Here is a 19,746-nt window from a genome sequence, read left to right as displayed (position 1 = left end):
CATTGTGATTTTCTAAGTCAATTCAAATGTTCCACGTGGAACATTTATCCTTCCATTAGTTCAGTTAATTCAAGCCAACGCATGCTTTTTTCATCAAGCTGGTTGTTTAACAAAGCTAAGTCGGCTAATATTTTATTTAAATCCTCGCTGCCTAAGCCGGATTTATTGAGCATGTCATTGTTATGCTTTATATCGTTTTCAAGCTTTGCTATTTCACTTTCTAGCCCCTCATATTCCCGTTGTTCCTTGTAGCTAAGTTTGTTTTTTTTAGGTGCTGCAACTACGGGGGCAGGAGTTGGTTTAGTTTCAACTTTTTGTTTTTCCGCTGCTTTTTCGACTTCCAACTCATTGCGGTACTCAGAATAATTGCCGTTAAATATGCGCACATCACCGTTTCCCTCCATGATAAAAAGTTGCTCGGTAAGTTTATCCAGTAAATACCTATCGTGCGATACCAGCATCAAAACGCCGTTATATCCGGTCAAAAACTCCTCTAATACGTTCAGTGTATCAATATCCAGGTCATTAGTTGGCTCATCCAGTATTAAGAAGTTTGGGTTCTTCATCAAGATGCTCATCAATTGCAAACGTTTCTTTTCACCACCACTTAGGTTGCTAATAAAGCCATGTTGTTTTTTAGGCGGGAATAAGAATAAGGTTAGCAACTGCGATGCCGAGATGGTTTTACCATCGGCCATGGTAATATATTCGGCAACATTCTTCACCACATCAATCACCCTTTCATCGGGCTTGAATGTTATGCCTGATTGATGGAAGTAACCCAAAACCGTAGTTTCACCTTTGATAACCTGTCCTTTATCAGGAGAAAGATTACCGGTTATCAGGTTCAGTAGGGTAGACTTGCCGCTACCGTTTTTTCCGGCTAAACCAATACGGTCGCCTTTTTTAAATACATAATCAAAACTATCAATAATGTTATGGCCGTTAAAGCTCTTATTAACGTGCTCAAGTTCCATTATCTTATTACCTTGCCTTGCGGTTTTAACGCTTAATTCAACTTTGGCTTTGGGACCAGCACCCTTGGTTTTATCTTCAAGTTCATAAAAAGCATTTATGCGTGCCTGCGATTTCGTTCCACGGGCTTGCGGCTGCCTGCGCATCCACTCCAGTTCTTTTTTTAAAAGGTTGCTGTTCTTTTGAAATTGAACTTCATCATTGGCTTCACGTTCAGCCTTCTTTTCCAAAAAATAACCATAGTTACCGGCATAGGTAAATATTCGGCCTTTATCAATTTCGATAATTTCATTGCACACGTTATCTAAAAAATAACGGTCATGCGTTACCATCAGGATAGTTTTGTTGCCTTCGGTAAGTAGCTTTTCCAGCCATTCAATGGTATCGATATCCAAATGGTTGGTAGGCTCATCTAATATATACAGATCAGGATCTTCTATGAGCAACCGCGCTAATGCCAAACGTTTCTTTTGTCCGCCAGATAACGAAGCTATATTTTGGTTGAGATGATGGATATCCAATCTTCCCAATATAGTCTTTATCTGATACTCGTACTCCCAGGCATCAACCTCACTCAGCTCTTCCATTATTTTGTCGAGCGCTTTGCTATTTTCAGGATCGTTCTCTAACAACTCCTCGTAACGCCTTATAAGCTGCTGTTGAATATTATCTTCGCTGAAAATATAATCGCTGATGGTAACGGCACTTTTAAAGTCAGGATCCTGCTCCAGGTAACCCACACGTAAATCGCGCGCACGCACAGCCTTCCCCTCGGTAGGGTTGAGCTTGCCCGACAATATTTTTAACAGGGTTGATTTACCTGCGCCATTAACGCCCACTAAGGCTACCCTACGACCGCGGTTGATACCGATGGTCATGTTTTTAAACAGCCAGTGGTCATGAAATGAATGGCCTAAATTTTCTCCTGAAATATACGTGCTCACGCTAATTGTTTTATTTTATCCGTGGTGTAAACAAACACCCCTTTGTTAACTGTTAATGATTGGTTAAGCATTGCCCTGGCAACAGTTCCAGCCTTAATGCTCTTGTACTTTTTAAACCCACCCAATAACAGCGGATTGAATACGGTAAATACCACCTTTGCGATTTTTTCGCCGAGCCGGGGTTGATCACGATCTCCTTCTAAAAATGAAGGCTGGTAGATGTATGTGCTTTCAACACCGGCAGACTTAATATCCGTTTCAGCCTCTCCCTTAGTTTTTAAATAAAAATTTGAAGATTGTGCGTTCGCGCCGATGGCTGATACCAAGTGATATTGCTTAACGCTATTTTTAGCTGCTAATTGTGCGAGTTTTACCGGGTAGTCATGATCTATTTGCCGGTACTGATTGCGGTCGGGCGTTTGCTTTTGCGTTGTGCCCAAAGCACAAAACAGCGCATGCCCATTAATTAGATTGCTATACCTGTCCAGATCGTTAAAGTCGATCACGGCCTGTATCAGCTTTTTATGTTCAACCGGCAACTGCCTGCGCGTTAGCACCAAAATTTCGTCATATTCAGGGTGCTGCAAAAGAATGGTCAGTAAGTTACTGCCAATAAGTCCGCTTGCGCCTGCTATGATAGCTTTATATGCCATAATGTTGAAAAAATTATGCAAAAATACACATAATTAATTTGTGGAATAAATATTGAATGTTTAAACATATATTAAACAACATTGATATGAAAAAGATATTTCATCCTGCTGATAAACGCGGTTATAACGATATTGGTTGGTTAAAGGCTAAGTTTTCGTTCAGTTTTGGCCCATATTATGATCCTGAAAAAATACATTTCGGCGCGTTGCGTGTACTGAATGATGATATTATCGGTCGCGGCCGAGGTTTCGGCGCGCATCCGCATGATAATATGGAGATCATCACAATAGTGCTCGACGGAGCCTTGGAACATAAAGATAGCATGGGCAACGTTGGCATTATCAAAGCCGGCGAAGTGCAGGTAATGTCGGCCGGTACAGGTATCACGCATTCCGAATATAATCCGCTACGCGATAAGGACACTAGTAGCTTGCAAATATGGGTTTTCCCTAAGGAGCAGAACATCAAGCCCAGGTACGATCAGAAAAGTTTTACGGATGCCCTTAAACTAAATGAGCTGATTACGCTTGTATCGCCTGATAGGCATTCAGAAGCATTATGGATCAACCAGGATGCGACCTTTAGCATGGGTGAATTTGAGGCGGAGAAGCGTATTAAATATGATATAAAAACGCTTGGAAACGGGGCCTACTTTTTCCTGTTGGAGGGCAGCGTTGAAATTGATGGCACAACATTAAACAAAAGGGATGCGCTCGGTGTTTATGATACCAGTTCTGTAACCATTGAAACCGTTGCGCACTCGCGTTTACTGATACTGGAAGTACCTATGTAACCTGCCCGCTCTGCGCATATTATCCATGTGTTTGTCATGAACAACGTTGCTTAAAACAAACAGGAATGTTTGTATGTAGTTGCTGATTATAATTTGGATTTATATGGCAGAGCAGGTGATACCCGCATGGAAGAAGTGGCTTGAAGGCATTGGCGAACAAGGCGTGTTTTTTACGCGCTTTGTTCGTAATATTTTTGCCGGCGGTTTTGAGTGGTCGGAGTTTGTGCGCCAGTGCTACGAAATTGGTTATAAATCGTTAACGCTGGTAGGCATAACGTCGTTTATTATGGGCCTGGTGTTGATATTGCAGCTAAGGCCAACCATGGTTGATTTTGGCGCTGAGAGCATGCTGCCCCGAACGCTGTCCATCGCGCTGATACGTGAGATCGGTCCGGTAATTACAGCCATTATTTGCGCGGGTAAAATAGCCTCAAGTATTGGCGCTGAGCTGGGCAGTATGAAAGTTACCGAACAGATTGATGCTATGGAAGTATCAGGCGCAAACCCCGTGCAATACCTGGTAGTAACCCGCATTATAGCCACTGCCTTTATGGTGCCGTTGCTCACCTTAATCGGCGACGTTATCGGCCTGTTTGGCGGCTATATAGCCATCAACCTTACGGATGACATCAGCTTTTATCTGTACTTCCAAAAATGTATTGCTTCCATAGAGTTTGTTGATTTCATACCGGCCTTTATTAAAACCATATTTTTTGGCTTCGCCATTGGTTTTGTAGGATGCTATAAGGGCTATAACTCTAACAAAGGTACGGAGAGCGTGGGTATAGCGGCTAATTCCGCCGTGGTAACCGCCTCGTTATGGATCTTTGTGATTGACGCTATTGCCGTTCAGGTAACTAACCTATTATACTATTGATACCATGGCAGACAACAAGGATATAGCGACAGTTGATCAGCCGGTTAAAACCGACACGAACGAGGTAGTTATACATATCAAAGGCCTTAAAAAATCCTTTGGTGAAAAAGATGTGCTGCGCGACATTAATCTCGATTTAAAAAGAGGGGAAAATGTAGTGGTGCTGGGCCGCTCGGGGCAGGGTAAATCCGTAACCATACAATGCATTGCCGGCTTGCTTACGCCCGACGATGGCGAGCTAACCGTGTTTGGCGAAGATGTTACCCAAATGAGCGAGGATGAACTGAAACAATTGCGAATAAAAATAGGGTTCCTTTTTCAAAGCGGTGCGCTGTACGATTCAATGACCGTGCGTGAAAACCTTGAATTTCCGCTTACACGCGTTTTAAAGCTAAAAGACCAGCAAGAGATTGACCAGCGGGTAGAAGAAGTGTTAGAAGGCGTTGGATTGGCTGACGCGGCCGATAAGATGCCGTCTGACCTTTCGGGTGGTATGCGTAAACGGATCGGGCTTGCCCGAACGCTTATTGTAAAGCCCGAAATTATGCTTTACGATGAGCCTACCACGGGCCTCGACCCCATAACATCGCGTGAAATAAGCGAGCTGATATTAAACATGCAGCGTAAATACAAAACATCATCCATCATTATAACGCACGACCTGGAATGCGCTAAAATAACGGCCGACAGGGTTGTGGTGATGAACGATGGTGAATATATAGCTGAAGGCACATACGAAGAGTTACAGTCTTCAGACAATGAATTTGTACGATCTTTTTTTAACGAACAGAAATGAAAGCAACATCATCCCAAAAAATAAAAATAGGCATATTCTCCGTAGTAGGCATCGCCGTGCTTATAGTGGCCATATTTCTAATTGGCAGCCAAAAAAGTATGTTCAATTCAACTTTTAACGTTTATGGCGAGTTTAAAAACGTAAGCGGTTTGCAGGTGGGCAATAACGTGCGCTTTGCGGGTATAAATGTGGGCGTGGTCGAAAACATCACCATTGTTACTGATAGCATGGTTCGCGTTGACCTTACGCTGAACAGCAACGTAAATAAATTCATCAAAAAGGACTCTAAGGTGAGCATCAGCAGCGATGGATTGATGGGTGATAAGCTGGTGGCTATCGCGCCCGGAGGCGTAAAAACGCAGGAAGTGGTAGAGAATGGCGACAAGCTGGAAGCGGTAAATCCGTTGGACGTAGATAAGATGATCAATAAGCTGACCCGCGTTGCCGATAATGCTGAAAAACTATCGGCCAACCTGTCTGACGTAGTGTACAAGATCAACCACGGTAAGGGCAGCATAGGCCGTTTGCTGAATGATGACAAAATAGCCGAGGATTTGCGCGGAACAGTTAAGCAAGCCAAATCAACCATAAAAACGGTTGATGCTGCTACCGTAACCCTTCACGAAGATTTGAAAGCGGCACAAAGCAACTTCCTGCTGCGTGGTTTCTTTAAAAAGAAAGAAAAGGCCGCCAAAGCCCGCCAGGACTCCATCCGCAAAGCCAACGAAAAGGCCGAAAAGGAAAAAAAGAAAGCCCAAGAAAAAGCCGAAGAGGAGCGTAAGAAACAGGAAGAAGAGGCTAAGAAAAAGCAGGGGGATTGAAATGGGGTATTATAACACCAAGTGTGTTAACTCTAATTTATCCCATCTTTCTATAAACTGTTCGCTATTTATAGTTGATAAATCAACTATCCCTCTTGTAGTATATTGCTTTACTTTTTGCTTCACTTCTTCAGAAGTACAAATATAATACGTAGGATGAGCCATAACGTCTGCGTTAAGATTTACAAAGATATATATACAAGCATCTTCAATTCTATAACGCATTAATGGCCATCCGATATTTTTCTACTTATAAATAGATTTTACCTGTATGGGTATAATTTTACTGTTTTCTTCTGCAAACAGATCAATTGCTTTAGCATTTCCAATGGTCATTCCTATTGACCAGCCTCTTCTGTATAGCTCTGCAGCAACAAAGTACTCGCCAGCTAATCCTGTATTGTTTCTTGGTATTCGGCCATCTTTTGGTTAGTGTATAATTATGTTCCACTCTTGCAGTTTTTCTTCAAATGATTTCCAAGTGTTTGCTCTACTTGGCGATGGTAATACAAAGTACGATTTATCAGGTGACTTTAAAACGTATCTATCGTAATACTTTTCTGCCGCTTTACTGGTAAAATATACCTTTTTGATTGCAGGGTATTTTTGATAAAATAATTTAAAATCATTTGCTTTTTCGTTCTTAATGGCATCATCAGCACTGCCTATGCTTTCACAAGATTCTAATACATCCCATAAAGCAATGTTGTTGTTATACAATAACTGCTTTCGTACCTCATAATCGTTGCTGAAAGGTGTTTCGTAAATGTTGAACATAATTCGCCAAAATTGATTGCTCCCATGTCCATAATATTGTTTAAGAAAAAGAGATCGTTCTCCTGGCATGGTACCAAGCAGTAATATTTTAGAAGCTGTATTTACTATAGGAGGGAAGGCGGTTTTTGATGATTCCATAGTTAACTAAAAAAGGCGCTTGTTAAGCGCCTGAGTATTATAATGCATTTGTTATCTCCGGTGACAACGGAGTTGTTTTTGAACGGTAGCGGTGTATCAGCTTGCCGTTTTCATCAATCAGGAATTTTTCAAAGTTCCACTTGATCTCGCCGGTAAAGTCGGGATTTTCGGCCGTGGTCAGGTAAGCGAACAGCGGACTAATGTCATCGCCCTTAACACTAACTTTCTCGCTAAGCGGAAAGGTTACGCCATAATTTTTCTGGCAAAATGATTTGATCTCCAAATTAGCGCCGGGCTCCTGTCCGCCAAAGTTATTCGCCGGAAAGCCCACTACCACCAGCTTATCTTTATACTGATCGGCCAGCTTTTGCAGCTCTGCATATTGCGGGGTATAGCCACATTGCGAAGCAGTGTTAACAATCAGCACTTTTTTGCCTTTGTATTTGGACAGCGAAAAATCCTTACCCTCAATTGATTTTAGTTTAAAATCGTATACGCTTTTTGCAGGTGTAACAAAAAGCAGTGCCAGTAAAATGGTCAGTGTTTTCATGGTTTAATAAATTGATAAACAGATTATATAGGTAAAATTAGGAATTAAAACGAGCGTTTCCCTAAATAAAAATCTTCTTTTTGTGTCATAATTTTTTTGTCGGCAGGCTTTTTATCCGGGTAGCCAAGCAGGTGCAATGTTCCGTGTATTATTACCCGATGCAACTCGTCGGCATCAGCAACGTTAAATTTAGCCGCGTTTTCGCGCGTTCGTTCTACTGATATAAAAATATCTCCAACTATATCACCTTCAATCTCGCTGTTATCAAACGTAACAATGTCGGTATAAGTATCATGGTTAAGGTATTGCCTGTTAATCTCGATCAAATAGGCGTCTGAGCAAAAAATGTAATTAAGTTCTTTTAGTTTATAACCTTCGGCTTCAATGGTTTCTTTTATCCATTGTCTTACCTGGGTTTTTTGTTTCAGCTTGAATTTTATATCTTCTTCAAAAAAATTAATAGCCGGCATTATATCTTAAAGTGAAGTTCAATTTCGTTACCACGGGAGTTAAATATGCACTGGTCGGCAAGCTGTTTTAATATAAACACCCCGCGGCCTGTCAATTTTTCGAGATTCTCCGGCGCGGTAGGGTCGGGCAGGCTGTTGTAATCAAAACCTTCGCCCTCGTCGGTAATCGTCCATATAATCCGCTTATGCTCAACTTCAGCATTCACAATTACTATTTTGCTTTCTTGCTGCTGGTTGCCGTGTATTATGGCGTTCATTACAGCTTCGTTCAGGCAAGTCATCATGTTGGCGAAAACATCGTCTTCAACACGATGTTTATCGGCAATCTCTTCAATCAAAAGTTCAAGCAGGTTAATGCTTTCCAGTTTTGATGGCAGCTGCAACGTATATAGTTCACTGGTGTGAACGTTATCATGTTCCATTTTACTTTCCATTAAGTTGTTCAAAGTAGGCTTGTATTTTGCTTTTATAATATATGTTAAACGCCGGCGAAACGGTGCGCAGTTGCTCGGTTTGCTTGTTTTTTTGCTGCTGGTAATCTTGCAGGGCTTTTATATATCCTGGAGGTAAATCATTACCCGCGTTGCTTTGGCGCCGGTTATCCTGTTCACGCTGTTGTTCAGCCTTTTCGGCATCGAGCAAACGTGTTTGTATTTGCTGCTGTCTTTTTACGGTTTCTTCTGTTATTTTTCTGTTTACGATATCGTTCTCGGTTTGTTCCATTTCTTTTGAAATTTTGTCGAGGTCACCAAGTCCGCTTTTACCATCCTTGTTCTTGTTCTGCTCACGGTTAATTTGCTCAAGTGCCTGGCGTATTTGCTGTTGCTGCCGGGCCATGCGTGCCAGTTGCTCGCTCATACCACTTTCGCCCTGGGCGCTTTTGCCCTGGTTGCCTTGCTGCTGCATTTGCTGCCGGGCTTTTTGCATATTTTGGTTAAGCTGCTGCTGCATTTTGGCTAATTGCGATACCGATTGCTGTTTTTTGCCTTTGCCACCACCCTGGCGGTTCTGCGCGTTTTGTAATTGTTCAAGCGCTTCACTCAATAGTAATGCCAAATTGTTCATGGCTGTCATGGCATACTGCTGGCTGCGATTGGCCTCGCCGCTCCGGCGTTCGCCTATCTGGCTCAATGCCTTATCAATATTTTCGTTAATGGCACCTACCTCTTTATTTACGGCCGATTGTATTTGCGGCACGCGCTTGCTCAGTGCATATAAACTGTCCTGTGCGGTTTTAAGATTATCCTTTATATCCTTTTGTTGCTGGGCAAGTTTATTATAACCCGGATCGGCAGGGTTAATTCCCCTTAAGCTCAGCATCAGTTTTTCCTGTTGAAAGGAGCTGTTAATCAGGTTTTTCAGCAACTCGCGTAATTGAGCGGCGTTTATGGCGTTCTCACTCTCTTCGCCATCCTGCTGTTGCTGCTGCATTTTACCCGCCATTTGCTGCATTTTTTGCGCTGCCTGCTGCTGCGTATTAGTCGCTTTCTGCCTGTCGTTCTGCCGGATGCTTTGCTTGCTTTCGTCCATTTGTTGATCTACCGCATTACTTTCCTGCTGCTGATCGTCCAGATTCATTTTCTCGCTCAGGCCTTCGTTTTCTTTCTTCAATTCATCAAGCGATTTTTTTACATCGCTGAATTCATCTTGTAGCTTTTGCTGCTGTCGAAACAATGCCTGTTTATCCTCTTTTTGTTGTTTGGTTTGCTGCGCTAATTTTTGCTGTTCATCAGCTAACTTATTGAGGTTGTTTATATTCTGTTCAACTTTTTGGTCAAATGCCAGTTTTTTATACAGTTCAAGCACACGGTCAAGCTCCTTTTTTAGCGATCGGTTATCCTGCTGCATTTTATTGAGCTCGTCGCGGGCATCGTCCTTGTCACCCTTTTCCAGCATATCCTGTAGTTTTTTTAACAACTCCTGCGTTTTAGGGTCGAGCACATTGTTGAACAAATCAGCAATTTGTTGCTGTTTTTGCTGTAATTCGGTGCTTTGCCGTTGGTTTTCCTGGCGGTTATATTGGTTTTTTCGGTTTTCGTCCTGTATATCTTTTACCAGATTATTTAATTCCATCCGCTTTTGCAGTAGCTGTTCTACCTGCTTTTTTTCCTCGAAGCTAAGCGTATTTTTTTCCAGCAGTTGCCGGTTAAGCCGTTGCGATTCACGCTCAATCTGCGCAGCCAGTTTAACGGCCGATTGTGTTTTATCAGCCACTGATTTGGTGCCTGCCTCAAGCTGCTCACTAAGCTGTTTAGCATCCGGCAGGTTGAGCGTTTGTTCAGGCGTTCGTGTCCGCTTTGGCCCAAACACAGCGTCATTATCGGCAACTTCGAAATAATATGTCACCGGCTGGCCTTCCGGCAGTTTGATTTGCTTCAAATCCCAAAAGAAAAAGAAACCCGCCTGGTTTTGTGACAGATCAGCCTTCACCGGTAAGCGGTAGGATTTACTGCCGATACGGTAGTTAAAAGTTAACGAGGTGAAGCCGTGATCGTCCTGCACGGTGCCGTTAAAATACAACGCTTTGCTGCTTATCGAATCCCGCTTTTGTTCGGCGTTGATAGCGGGCGCCTGGTCGGCAATCACATTTATATTATAGGTCGATGAATCTGTGTTACGCTTTACAAACTGGTTTTTAGCGCTCAGTTTGTAAGCGGTGTTTTGCGTTATCCTTTGCTGATAATTAAAAACGCCATCTTGAGCCGGCGTGAGTTCATGTACAGCCTCGCCGACTTTAAAAGTAAGTAGATTGGCATTCAATGTTTTAATATGCCATTTTACAGTAGTACCGGCAGGCACGGTAAGATCACCTGCGTTTAATATAAGCTCATCCTTTTTGTGTAAATAAGCAGGGTACCGCAACGTGGCGTCAAAACTAATCAATGTAGGCCGGGCGTTTACCTTGAGCAAATAAGGCTCGGAGTTATAGCCATTCGCTGACAGTGTGAAATTTACATCACGCTGGAGGTTTTTAAAGCTATAACTAAACCGGTTAACAGCTATTTTTTCGAGCTTAAACATGTTTTCGCCGTTGCGTATATAAACTTCGGCCGGCAGGTTGTTGCCTTCAAGTTTTAATTCAAGCATGAGGTCATCACCCTGCACTGCTGTTAAAGGCATATGCTGGATAGCATACCTGAAGGGTGCTACCGGTGCAAAATATTTGTCATGTTTTAACAGTCGTTCGGTGCTGTTTGTAAGTATTGATGGTGCAGCTAAGGCAATTATGCAGATTATGCCCAGCGGAATTAACGCCCACTTTAAATAACGCCTGTTTTCCTTTAAATTTACTGCCGATGGAAAGCTAATCGGGCTAAGTTCATTTACCTTTTGATCTATCCCCGCTTCAAGTAAAGCCCGTTTTTCAGGATCGGCCAATGCTTGTTTCTTAAGCTGCAGGGTATTCAGCAGTTTATCGTTAACATTATTAAAATGCCGACCGATTATTACCGCGGCCTCATCATAAGTAAGCGTATGGCCAATACGCAACCAGGCCAGTAATGATGGTATCACCAGCCATACCAACAAAACCATATTGACGATAATGAACAGGTAAAAAAGTACCGAACGAAGCGTTGTATTAAAATTACCGAAATGCTCGGCAAGGGTAATGAAAAGGTATAACGAAAATAGCCCGGCCCCTAAAAATATAAGGCCCCTCAATAGGTTATTAAAGTAATACTTCCGGATGAAGGTATTTACCTTAATAATGAGCAGATCGTAATTATCAGCCTTGTTCATTTATAGGTTTATTCCGAGTTAAAACGAAAATCTGAAAATAAATTGTATTGCTGCCACGTATCAAAAAATAAAATAATGTTTACGCTGAAATTATATTGATTGCGCTGCTTTGAACCAATTTTTTGGCTTCAAACGCGTTGCTCCGAACTTAATTACTTATTATTGGTTTATAATAACCATTGTTGCCGCAAACCCCGAGTTATGATATTAAAAGATAAGAAGGTTTTAGTAGTTGAAGATGAGCCAGGACTTGCGTCTGTTATCAGCCGTGGGCTTGCCGCAGCCGGTATGGAGGTGAGCATTGCCCCCGATGGCATAACCGGGCTACAAATGGCTACCAACTACCAGTTCGATCTGTTGATATTAGACATTATGCTGCCCGGCATGAACGGCGTTCAGATATGCCGCGAAGTCCGTAAAAAGGACGATGCGATACCTATAATGATGCTAACGGCATTATCGAGCACCGAGAATGTGATTACCGGTTTGGATAGCGGTGCCGACGATTACATTGTAAAGCCCTTTAAACTGGCCGAGCTTGAAGCGCGCATACGTACGCTGATGCGCCGCAGCCGTAACAATACAGCACCAAAGGATGTAATTAATGTTGCCGACCTGGAAGTTGACCTGGTATCAAAAACAGCAAAGCGGGCAGATAAGCAGATAAACCTTACCGCGACAGAATACCGCCTGCTGGAGTATTTTGTAAAAAACCCGAACAAGGTGTTATCGCGCATCCAGATACTGGAAAACGTATGGGATATTGATTTTAATATGGGTACCAACGTGGTAGATGTTTATGTAAATTATTTGAGAAAAAAGCTTGATAATAATTACGAAACGCGCCTTATTCAAACCGTTTTTGGCATGGGTTATATGTTTAAAACAGATGGTGAATGAAGCTGCAAACCAAAATAACGCTGCTGTTTTTTGTCATATCAGCCGTTGGTTTGCTGCTGATGAATGCCGCGATATTTTACTTTGTATCTGATTTTAACTTTGAGGATTTTTTTAAACGACTGGAAGCGCGCGTCCGTTTTGCTGCGCAGATAAAAATTCACCCCGATGGGCGTACTGCTGCTTATCGCGAAGCTAAGGTGAAAAACCTGGAAATGCTGGATGGAGAGCGCGATTTCGTAGCACGGATAAACGCCGACGGAAGCTTTAAACGCCCGCTTAACCTGCCCGACGAATTTTACAATACCATACTTAACGGTAACCGCGCCCGCTACGACCGGGAAAACCACTTTTATGCCGGCTCGCTATTTATTACACCGTACGGAAAATACGTGGTAATTGCCGAGGCGATAGATCCTTATGGTTATAAGGAGCTGAACGAGCTGCGAAAAATACTGATCATCATTTTCATTGTTTCGGTTATACTGGCGTACATAGCCGGCCGGGTGTTCTCTTATTACGCTTTAAATCCGCTCCGCAACCTCATCAAGAGCGTTAAAAACATAAGTGCTAATAACCTCCACATGCGGGTTGACGAGGCAAATGGCGGAGATGAAATTGCCGAACTGGTATCCACTTTTAACCACATGCTTAACCGACTGGAGACCGCGTTTGAAACGCAAAATAACTTTGTAAGCAATGCTTCGCACGAGCTGCGTACGCCGTTAAGCATCATCAGCGGTGAAACGGAGCTGTTGCTTGCGCGTAAAGGTTTGGATGCGGAAGCTATTAAAAATGTTAACACCATATTGCACGAAGCAGAAAAACTGGAAAATATCCTGGCCAGCCTGCTCGGCCTGGCACAAAGCGGTTTTGATGGCAAAAAGCAAAACTGGCAATTGATCAGGGCGGATGAATTGGTGATCACCGCAGTTGAATCGGTCAAAAAAATAGCAACCGAGTGTACCATTGATATTGATTTTTCTGAACTGCCCGAGAATGGCGACCAACTGCAAACCGAAGGCAATATGAACCTGCTGCACCTGGCGGTAAGCAATATCGTGATGAATGCCTGTAAATACTCCAGCAACCAGCCGGTTACCGTTAAAATCGTATCACAAAAAGGCGCCATTAAAATCAGCGTTATTGACAGGGGGATAGGCATACCCAAACAGGAGCAGAAGTACGTTTTTGAACCCTTTTTCCGTGCCTCGAACACCGGAAAATTTGAGGGTTACGGTATAGGCCTGCCGCTTACGCTTAACATTATTAAACTACATCAGGGTTCGATCAACATTATATCCGAAGAGCAAGAGGGAACCGAAATACAGGTGATGCTGCCCGTAGCCGAATAGCCGAACATTGCTTTATACAAATTGTTATCCGTTTATGAAAGATAGCAGGGTAGAAGTGGTAAAAGGCGACATTACCAAACAAAAGGTTGATGCCATAGTAAATGCAGCCAACACATCGCTGCTTGGCGGTGGCGGTGTTGATGGAGCTATTCACCGCGCGGGGGGCAAGGCCATTTTAGCCGAATGTATCAAAATTCGCGACAGGCAGGGCGGCTGCAAAACGGGTGAGGCGGTGATAACTACAGGGGGTAATTTGCCTGCCCGGTATGTTATCCATACCGTAGGCCCGGTTTGGAGTAGCGTTAATGCGGATAAAGCCGCAACATTATTAGCTAACGCTTACCTTAACAGCTTAAAGCTTGCGGCAAAAAATGGCGTTAGAACTATCGCGTTCCCAAACATCAGCACCGGTATATACCATTTCCCCAAACAGGAAGCCGCCGCTATAGCCATTGAAACCGTTGCCGATTTTTTGAGCACAGATACCACCATCAGCAAAGTGCTTTTTGTATGCTTTGATGATGATAACTATGATCTGTATCAACAGCGGCTGGGCAATAGCTGATTATAGATTATTGAGCAGATCTTTCAAAAACCTGTCGGGTATTTGCCAGTGCGGTACGTGCTTAACGCCGGGGTAGCTGATGAGCCTGGCGCCAGGTATTTTTCTGGCTGTTTCCGGAGCCAGTTTTTTGTAGTTGCCATGTTTGGCTTGTTCTTGGGGCGATAAGTAAGCTTTACCTACAATGGTATTATCCTCTAAGCCTATAAACAAAACTGTCGGTACTTTTACATTGCCGAATTCGTGGCAAACGGGTTGCTCAAATATCATCTCATAAGTTAATGCTGATACCATTGCATAACGCGGAAAATCGGCACTCTTGCTTACATTACCACCAATTTTGACCAGGTAATCGTACTCCGGCTTCCACTCGTCAAAGTATGATGCCTGGTAATACTTTTTTACGCTTTCGGCGGTAGTTTTTAATTCGCCTTTGTAAAGTTCTTCAGCGCTTTTATAGGGCACGAATGACAGGTAATCCTCCAAGCCGATGGGGTTTTCAAGCAATAGTTTTTCAACTGTACCGGGGTACATCAGCGTAAACCTTGTGGCAAGCATACCACCCATGGAGTGGCCGAGGATATAAGCCTTTTTAACCCCCAGCGTATCCAGTAGCTTTTTATTCAGTCGGGCCATCTTGTAAAAACTGTAATGTATAAATGCCTTTGATGATTTACCAAAACCCAACTGATCGGGCACTACCACGCGGTAGCCCTTTCCTGTCAATGTTTTGATCACATTGGTCCAGTAATAGCCGCCAAAGTTTTTACCATGAAAAAGCATTACTGTTTTGCCGTTAGCGTTAACTGTTGGGGGCACATCCATATAAGCCATCCGCAGATCCTGCCCATCGGTATTTACCGGTAAAAACTTAACCGGGTAAGGGTAGGCCACATTATCAAGCGTAATGGAAACGGTATCAGGCTGTGCGAAAGCACTTATGCAGAAAGCGGCGAAGAGTAACGATAAGACAAACTTTTTCATGATATAAAATACAGCAGATAGAGGCAAAAGTTTATCCTGTAAAAGTAAAACGCCCCCTGTACAATTCAGGAGGCGTTTATAAACCGATGTTATTTTATTGATAATGGCAGATAAACGCCGAAGGTGATATTCCGGCCGGGATTGTATATACCGAAGGTCGGGTCTTCACTGCTGAGGCGGCCCGGTTTGTAGCGACTAAGCGCATCGTAGTACTTTTTGTTAAGCAGGTTATTGCCCGCTACATAAAGCTTAAGCGGCTGCTTGCCTAATTTTACAGTAGCGCCCAAGCCGGCGTTAAGCAGGGTGTAGCCGTCGGTACCGGTTTCAAATGTATCATCAAAACGGCCCTGCTTAAAAAAATTATCGATACCTACGTAAAGGTAAGATTCTTTTAACCCCTTAATGTTTGGCTCAAAACGCAGCGTGTTTCTTAAAGAGCCGGCGGGTATAAAAGCCAGTGGCCTGCTTAAGGTGTTATTTTGCGCATGGGTATAGCCGAAGGTATTCTCTAAGTGGATAAAGCTAACCGGGTGCAGGGTTAAGCTACCCTCAAAGCCGTACAGATTGGCATTTACCTGGCCGTAGCGGTAAACATCATATTGGGTTTGGTTTCCATCTTCATCCACATCCTGCTGCACATCGCCGGGTGTGTGTGAGGCATAAATAAAATTATGTATGTAATTCTCATAAATACCTACGCTGGCGCTGACGAACTTATTATCGTACTCCAAGGTAGCATCGGCCTGAAAACTGCGTTCCGGCGATAGGTTAGGATTGCCTACCTCGTAGCGGAAAGTGCCTTCGTGTACACCGTTTGATGCCAGTTCGGCGGGGTTTGGCGCACGGAAAGCGGATCCTGCATTTGCTTTAAAGTTCAACTGCTCATTAAACTGATGGGTAAAGCCCAGCGCGCCGCTCACGTTTGAGAACTTGTTGGTAAATGGCTCAAAGCGTACCTCGTCCTCCTCTATCAAACCCTTACCGGTGTTTTTACGGTAATCGTACCGAATACCTGCGTTAAAAGTGTTTTTGTCCCAGGTCTTTTTAACGTACGCGAACGCGCCGATGCCATAAGAGTTATAATCGGGCACTAAAAATTCTTCACCCTTATTAAGGCTTTTGCCGATCTCGGTACTTATGCCAAAAACAGGTTGCCAGCCGTTACTTTCCGACAGGTAGTATTTAACATCGCCTGTATACGTATTCAGGTCGAAGAATAGCGACGGATCAACGCTCTCTTCCAACTCGCGGCGCTGATTTTTTTGATAGCCCAGGTTAACCTTTAAAAAGCCACTGGCGATGATAAAATTATTATCCCAGTTTACCTTATAGTGCCTGATATCCTGACGAGGGAATAGCAGGCTGCGGCTTTTGTAGTCATCATTGGTAAAAGGTTCGCCATCCTCTTTTAAAAAGTTCAGGCCGTTATCAGGTTCAGCTTCAAACAAGCCAATGTTGTTTTTAAAGTACGAAAAGTTAATGTGCGAGTATCCCCATTGCTTATTTAACCCTAACATACCGCTGATGTTGGTTTCATTAAAGCCTGAGTTCGGGAAATAATAATCGGGCGTTTTAAATGAGTACGCGTTCTTGTACGATCCCCGTGCTCGCCAAACTAAACCGTCCTCATTCCCTGTGAACATGAGCGATGTGCCGGTAAGGCCGTTGTTGGTAGCATAGTTGGTTAAAAACTCACCCTTTATTTGTCCGCTTGGCGGGGTGAGCGGGTCGAGCATATTAATTACACCGCCTAATGCGTCCGATCCGTAAAGCAGCGAAGCCGCGCCGCGCAGAACTTCCACACGATCGGCACCGTACTGGTCAATCTCTATGCCGTGCTCATCGCCCCATTGCTGGCCTTGCTGTTTTATGCCGTTGCTCAGGGTAACCACACGGTTATACCCCAAACCACGAATAACCGGTTTTGATATAGATGGCCCTGTTGTTATTTGCGATACACCAGGTACCTGGCTGGCTAACGCATCAATAATATTGGTTGACGGGCGCAATAATTGATCGCGTGTGACCGTGCTTGCCGATGTGCTGTTTTGTTTACTGTTGCCGCTAATCGGTGTGCCGGTTATTACTACTTCCCGGGTTTCAATAACGCTGGTTTGCAGGGTAAACACCGGCGGGGTGGTTGCCGCCATATCCACCAGTTGGGTTAAAGTGCGATAGCCCACAAATTGTATCTGTATTAAAAATTTACCGCGGGCCGGCAGGTTATTGAGTGAAAAGTCGCCGTTTAAATCAGTTTGGGTTGATATTTTAAGGTCCGGAAAAGTTACCGTGGCGCCGGGTAGCGGCTGGCTGTTACTATCAACAACTTTGCCTTTTAAAGTAATTACAGGGGTTGATGCCATGCTTTGGACAAATACCAATAGCAAGCATATCAATAGCTTGAATTTCATAATTCTTGTTCAGAAAAAATAAATAAATACTGCTTGCGCAGGTGGTGTGTTTTCTTTTTTTAAGATATTATGAAAACAGGAGGGGAGAGCCCATCAGCGAGGATCAGGCCGAAGGATTTGAAATCGATAACGATGGATGAATGGGTAAATAGCGCTGCCTGCAGGTTAATGGCAGCATAGTTTTGTTGCAGCTCCATATCCGTATGGTGCATGCTATCGCAAATCTGGCATTTTTCGCTGACCTGCGTTTGCCCCTTTAAAAGCGCATCTGTATGGTGGATGCCTTTTAAAATGTGGTGCTGATGCGAATACACGATGACTTGCCCTGCTATAAAGCAGAACAGCATAAGCCAGGCGGCGATCAAGGTGTAACGCTTCTTTTTCAAGATGATTGCAATTTGTGCAAATATATAGCAATACAAATAAACAATCCATCAGCATAGGGTAACAAAATTGTGAAATGTATATTTGCCGGTATGAAACCTGCCGAAGTAAATAAGAGATGGGACGAGTTGCAGCAGCACATCGCCAGGGATTTTGATACCGATACGCCCGATATGAAGGTGATGTTGTTTTTGATAGGCGTACAGGAGTTAGGCCAGGGGCCGCGAAAGTTCAGCAAGCGCCAAAAAGAGGAGCTGATGCACATTGCCAACTGCCGCCTTTTTAGTCAGATGGGTTTTTATGAACTGGAAGGCCTCGATCAGGACGGCTGGCCGCACTGGAAACTGGTGAAACCAATCCCGAACTATACCCTGCTGGAGCAGGAGATGGTAATGAAAACGCTTATTGTAACGTATTTTGCCGATATATATCCCTACGAAGGTTCATAATGAAGAAAATTTCACTTGCCGTTTTACTGCTGCTTACCGCGATAGCTACTTATGCTAAAGGGCCCAAAAATCAGTATGTGCGTATCAAAACCATGTACGGTACATGCATCATTCGCCTGTATAACGAGACGCCACTACATCGTGATAATTTTATAAAACTGGCCAAAGCAGGTACGCTAAATGGTTCGTTGTTTCACAGGGTCATCAAGGATTTTATGATACAGGGCGGCGACCCGACATCTAAAAACGCCAAGCCGGGTGATACATTAGGGAATGGCAAGGAAACTTATACCGTACCTGCGGAGATTCGCGACAGTATATTTCACAAAAAGGGTGTGTTGGCCGCGGCTCGGGAAGATAACCCCGACAAGGCATCAAGCAGCTACCAGTTTTACATTGTAGAAGGCAAGCGCTTTACCGACGAGCAACTGGATAAGCTGGAGCAAACCCGCCTGAAGGGCCGCAAGATACCTTTAAGCTGGCGCGAATACTATAAAGCAGTTGGCGGCACCCCTCACCTCGACCAAAGTTATACCGTTTTTGGAGAGGTAATAACCGGCCTGGACATGGTAGACCGCATTGCCGCGCAAAAAACCGACGGGAACGACCGCCCGCTTGCGGATGTGCCCATTACTGTGGAATTGCTTAGTAAAAAGGAGTGTAACCAATTGGATAAGATACTTTCTATTTAGTATGGATATTAACATCCGACAGGCCAGCCTGAACGATTTACATGCAATACGCGAATTGTTTTACAACACAATCCACGCTGTCAATATTAAAGACTACAATGCCAATCAAATCGAAGTATGGTCAGCCAATCGGGATAATGAGGAGTTATGGCGCAATAGAGTAAATTCACAATACTTTATTGTTGCCGAACACAATAGAGAAATAGTTGGTTTTACTTCTCTTGCTTTGGATGGTTATCTTGATCTGATGTTTGTGCATCAGCACTATCAGGGTAAGGGCATTGCGGCGGTGTTATTAACAGAGGTTGAAGATTATGCCGTTGATAACCTATCAGTAAAAACGTTAATTACACATGCCAGCATAACAGCTAAACCTTTTTTTCTAAAGAAAGGGTTTGATATAGTGAAGCAGCAAACAGTTAACGTTCAAGGTATTCATCTTACCAATTATGTAATGCAAAAAGAGTTGAATTGAT

The 19,746-nt window shown here is 43.5% G+C and carries 21 protein-coding genes; 10 read left to right on the top strand and 11 right to left on the bottom strand.

Going from position 1 to position 19,746, the window contains the following annotated elements:
* Positions 1-44: 44 nt before the first annotated feature.
* Together ABD960_RS18525 and ABD960_RS18520 are read right to left on the bottom strand one after the other, a co-directional pair.
* The gene (locus ABD960_RS18525; protein WP_345333556.1) at positions 45-1,919 is read right to left on the bottom strand and encodes an ABC-F family ATP-binding cassette domain-containing protein; all 1,875 of its coding nucleotides are present in this window, start codon (positions 1,917-1,919) and stop codon (positions 45-47) included.
* Positions 1,916-2,572, bottom strand: coding sequence for an NAD(P)H-binding protein (locus ABD960_RS18520; RefSeq protein ID WP_345333554.1), 657 nt, complete (start codon positions 2,570-2,572; stop codon positions 1,916-1,918). Before ABD960_RS18520 ends, ABD960_RS18525 begins: the two co-directional genes overlap by 4 nt.
* Positions 2,573-2,658: 86 nt before the next feature.
* Between ABD960_RS18520 and ABD960_RS18515 the strand changes: the two genes are divergently transcribed.
* From ABD960_RS18515 to ABD960_RS18500, 4 genes are all read left to right on the top strand, one after another.
* A complete protein-coding gene (locus ABD960_RS18515; protein WP_345333552.1) occupies positions 2,659-3,366 on the top strand; it encodes a pirin family protein in 708 nt (235 codons plus the stop codon).
* A gap of 103 nt (positions 3,367-3,469) precedes the next feature.
* Positions 3,470-4,243 (top strand): MlaE family ABC transporter permease, encoded by a 774-nt coding sequence (locus tag ABD960_RS18510; protein ID WP_232178007.1) that lies wholly within the window; start codon positions 3,470-3,472, stop codon positions 4,241-4,243.
* 4 nt (positions 4,244-4,247) lie between these two features.
* Positions 4,248-5,039, top strand: a complete 792-nt coding sequence (locus ABD960_RS18505; protein ID WP_345333549.1) for an ABC transporter ATP-binding protein — start codon at positions 4,248-4,250, stop codon at positions 5,037-5,039.
* Positions 5,036-5,860 carry an MlaD family protein gene (locus ABD960_RS18500; protein ID WP_345333547.1) on the top strand — a complete coding sequence of 275 codons (825 nt, stop codon included), beginning with the start codon at positions 5,036-5,038 and terminating at the stop codon, positions 5,858-5,860. The genes ABD960_RS18505 and ABD960_RS18500 overlap by 4 nt, the downstream gene beginning before the upstream one ends.
* Positions 5,861-5,869: 9 nt before the next feature.
* Here ABD960_RS18500 and ABD960_RS18495 read toward each other — a convergent pair whose 3' ends face one another.
* From ABD960_RS18495 to ABD960_RS18470, 6 genes are all read right to left on the bottom strand, one after another.
* Complete coding sequence (locus ABD960_RS18495) at positions 5,870-6,025, bottom strand: hypothetical protein (RefSeq protein WP_345333545.1); 156 nt, start codon at positions 6,023-6,025, stop codon at positions 5,870-5,872.
* A gap of 264 nt (positions 6,026-6,289) precedes the next feature.
* The gene (locus tag ABD960_RS18490) at positions 6,290-6,775 is read right to left on the bottom strand and encodes a DNA-deoxyinosine glycosylase (protein ID WP_345333543.1); all 486 of its coding nucleotides are present in this window, start codon (positions 6,773-6,775) and stop codon (positions 6,290-6,292) included.
* A gap of 37 nt (positions 6,776-6,812) precedes the next feature.
* Positions 6,813-7,325: a glutathione peroxidase gene (locus ABD960_RS18485; RefSeq protein ID WP_345333541.1), complete on the bottom strand. Its 513-nt coding sequence runs from the start codon at positions 7,323-7,325 to the stop codon at positions 6,813-6,815.
* 44 nt (positions 7,326-7,369) lie between these two features.
* Positions 7,370-7,795: an rRNA maturation RNase YbeY gene (gene ybeY / locus ABD960_RS18480; protein WP_345333539.1), complete on the bottom strand. Its 426-nt coding sequence runs from the start codon at positions 7,793-7,795 to the stop codon at positions 7,370-7,372.
* Positions 7,795-8,229: an ATP-binding protein gene (locus ABD960_RS18475; protein WP_345333537.1), complete on the bottom strand. Its 435-nt coding sequence runs from the start codon at positions 8,227-8,229 to the stop codon at positions 7,795-7,797. The genes ybeY and ABD960_RS18475 overlap by 1 nt, the downstream gene beginning before the upstream one ends.
* Positions 8,219-11,536, bottom strand: a complete 3,318-nt coding sequence (locus ABD960_RS18470) for a DUF4175 family protein (protein ID WP_345333535.1) — start codon at positions 11,534-11,536, stop codon at positions 8,219-8,221. Before ABD960_RS18470 ends, ABD960_RS18475 begins: the two co-directional genes overlap by 11 nt.
* A 201-nt stretch (positions 11,537-11,737) precedes the next feature.
* Between ABD960_RS18470 and ABD960_RS18465 the strand changes: the two genes are divergently transcribed.
* From ABD960_RS18465 to ABD960_RS18455, 3 genes are read left to right on the top strand one after another with little or no spacing between them, the layout of a single operon-like run.
* Positions 11,738-12,436, top strand: a complete 699-nt coding sequence (locus ABD960_RS18465) for a response regulator transcription factor (RefSeq protein ID WP_345333533.1) — start codon at positions 11,738-11,740, stop codon at positions 12,434-12,436.
* A complete protein-coding gene (locus tag ABD960_RS18460; protein ID WP_345333531.1) occupies positions 12,433-13,788 on the top strand; it encodes a HAMP domain-containing sensor histidine kinase in 1,356 nt (451 codons plus the stop codon). Before ABD960_RS18465 ends, ABD960_RS18460 begins: the two co-directional genes overlap by 4 nt.
* 34 nt (positions 13,789-13,822) lie before the next feature.
* On the top strand, positions 13,823-14,353 hold the full coding sequence (locus ABD960_RS18455) for an O-acetyl-ADP-ribose deacetylase (protein WP_345333529.1): 531 nt from the start codon (positions 13,823-13,825) through the stop codon (positions 14,351-14,353).
* Here the strand turns inward: ABD960_RS18455 and ABD960_RS18450 are convergent, their stop codons facing one another.
* From ABD960_RS18450 to ABD960_RS18440, 3 genes are all read right to left on the bottom strand, one after another.
* On the bottom strand, positions 14,354-15,334 hold the full coding sequence (locus ABD960_RS18450; protein ID WP_345333527.1) for an alpha/beta fold hydrolase: 981 nt from the start codon (positions 15,332-15,334) through the stop codon (positions 14,354-14,356).
* 89 nt (positions 15,335-15,423) lie between these two features.
* Positions 15,424-17,745, bottom strand: a complete 2,322-nt coding sequence (locus ABD960_RS18445; RefSeq protein ID WP_345333524.1) for a TonB-dependent receptor — start codon at positions 17,743-17,745, stop codon at positions 15,424-15,426.
* Between the two features lie 59 nt (positions 17,746-17,804).
* Positions 17,805-18,131, bottom strand: coding sequence for a hypothetical protein (locus tag ABD960_RS18440; protein ID WP_345333522.1), 327 nt, complete (start codon positions 18,129-18,131; stop codon positions 17,805-17,807).
* Positions 18,132-18,221: 90 nt separating this feature from the next.
* Here ABD960_RS18440 and ABD960_RS18435 point away from each other — a divergent pair, with 90 nt between their 5' ends.
* Genes ABD960_RS18435 through ABD960_RS18425 form a run of 3 tightly spaced genes read left to right on the top strand, consistent with a single transcriptional unit; the run spans position 18,222 to position 19,745 of the window.
* Positions 18,222-18,578 (top strand): hypothetical protein, encoded by a 357-nt coding sequence (locus ABD960_RS18435; protein WP_345333520.1) that lies wholly within the window; start codon positions 18,222-18,224, stop codon positions 18,576-18,578.
* Complete coding sequence (locus tag ABD960_RS18430) at positions 18,578-19,270, top strand: peptidylprolyl isomerase (protein WP_345333518.1); 693 nt, start codon at positions 18,578-18,580, stop codon at positions 19,268-19,270. The genes ABD960_RS18435 and ABD960_RS18430 overlap by 1 nt, the downstream gene beginning before the upstream one ends.
* 1 nt (position 19,271) lies before the next feature.
* Positions 19,272-19,745, top strand: a complete 474-nt coding sequence (locus ABD960_RS18425) for a GNAT family N-acetyltransferase (protein WP_345333516.1) — start codon at positions 19,272-19,274, stop codon at positions 19,743-19,745.
* Position 19,746: the final 1 nt, after the last annotated feature.

The sequence above is a fragment of the Mucilaginibacter defluvii genome, from assembly GCF_039543225.1.
GTDB lineage: Bacteria > Bacteroidota > Bacteroidia > Sphingobacteriales > Sphingobacteriaceae > Mucilaginibacter > Mucilaginibacter defluvii.
This window is presented reverse-complemented; position numbering and strand designations above follow the sequence as displayed.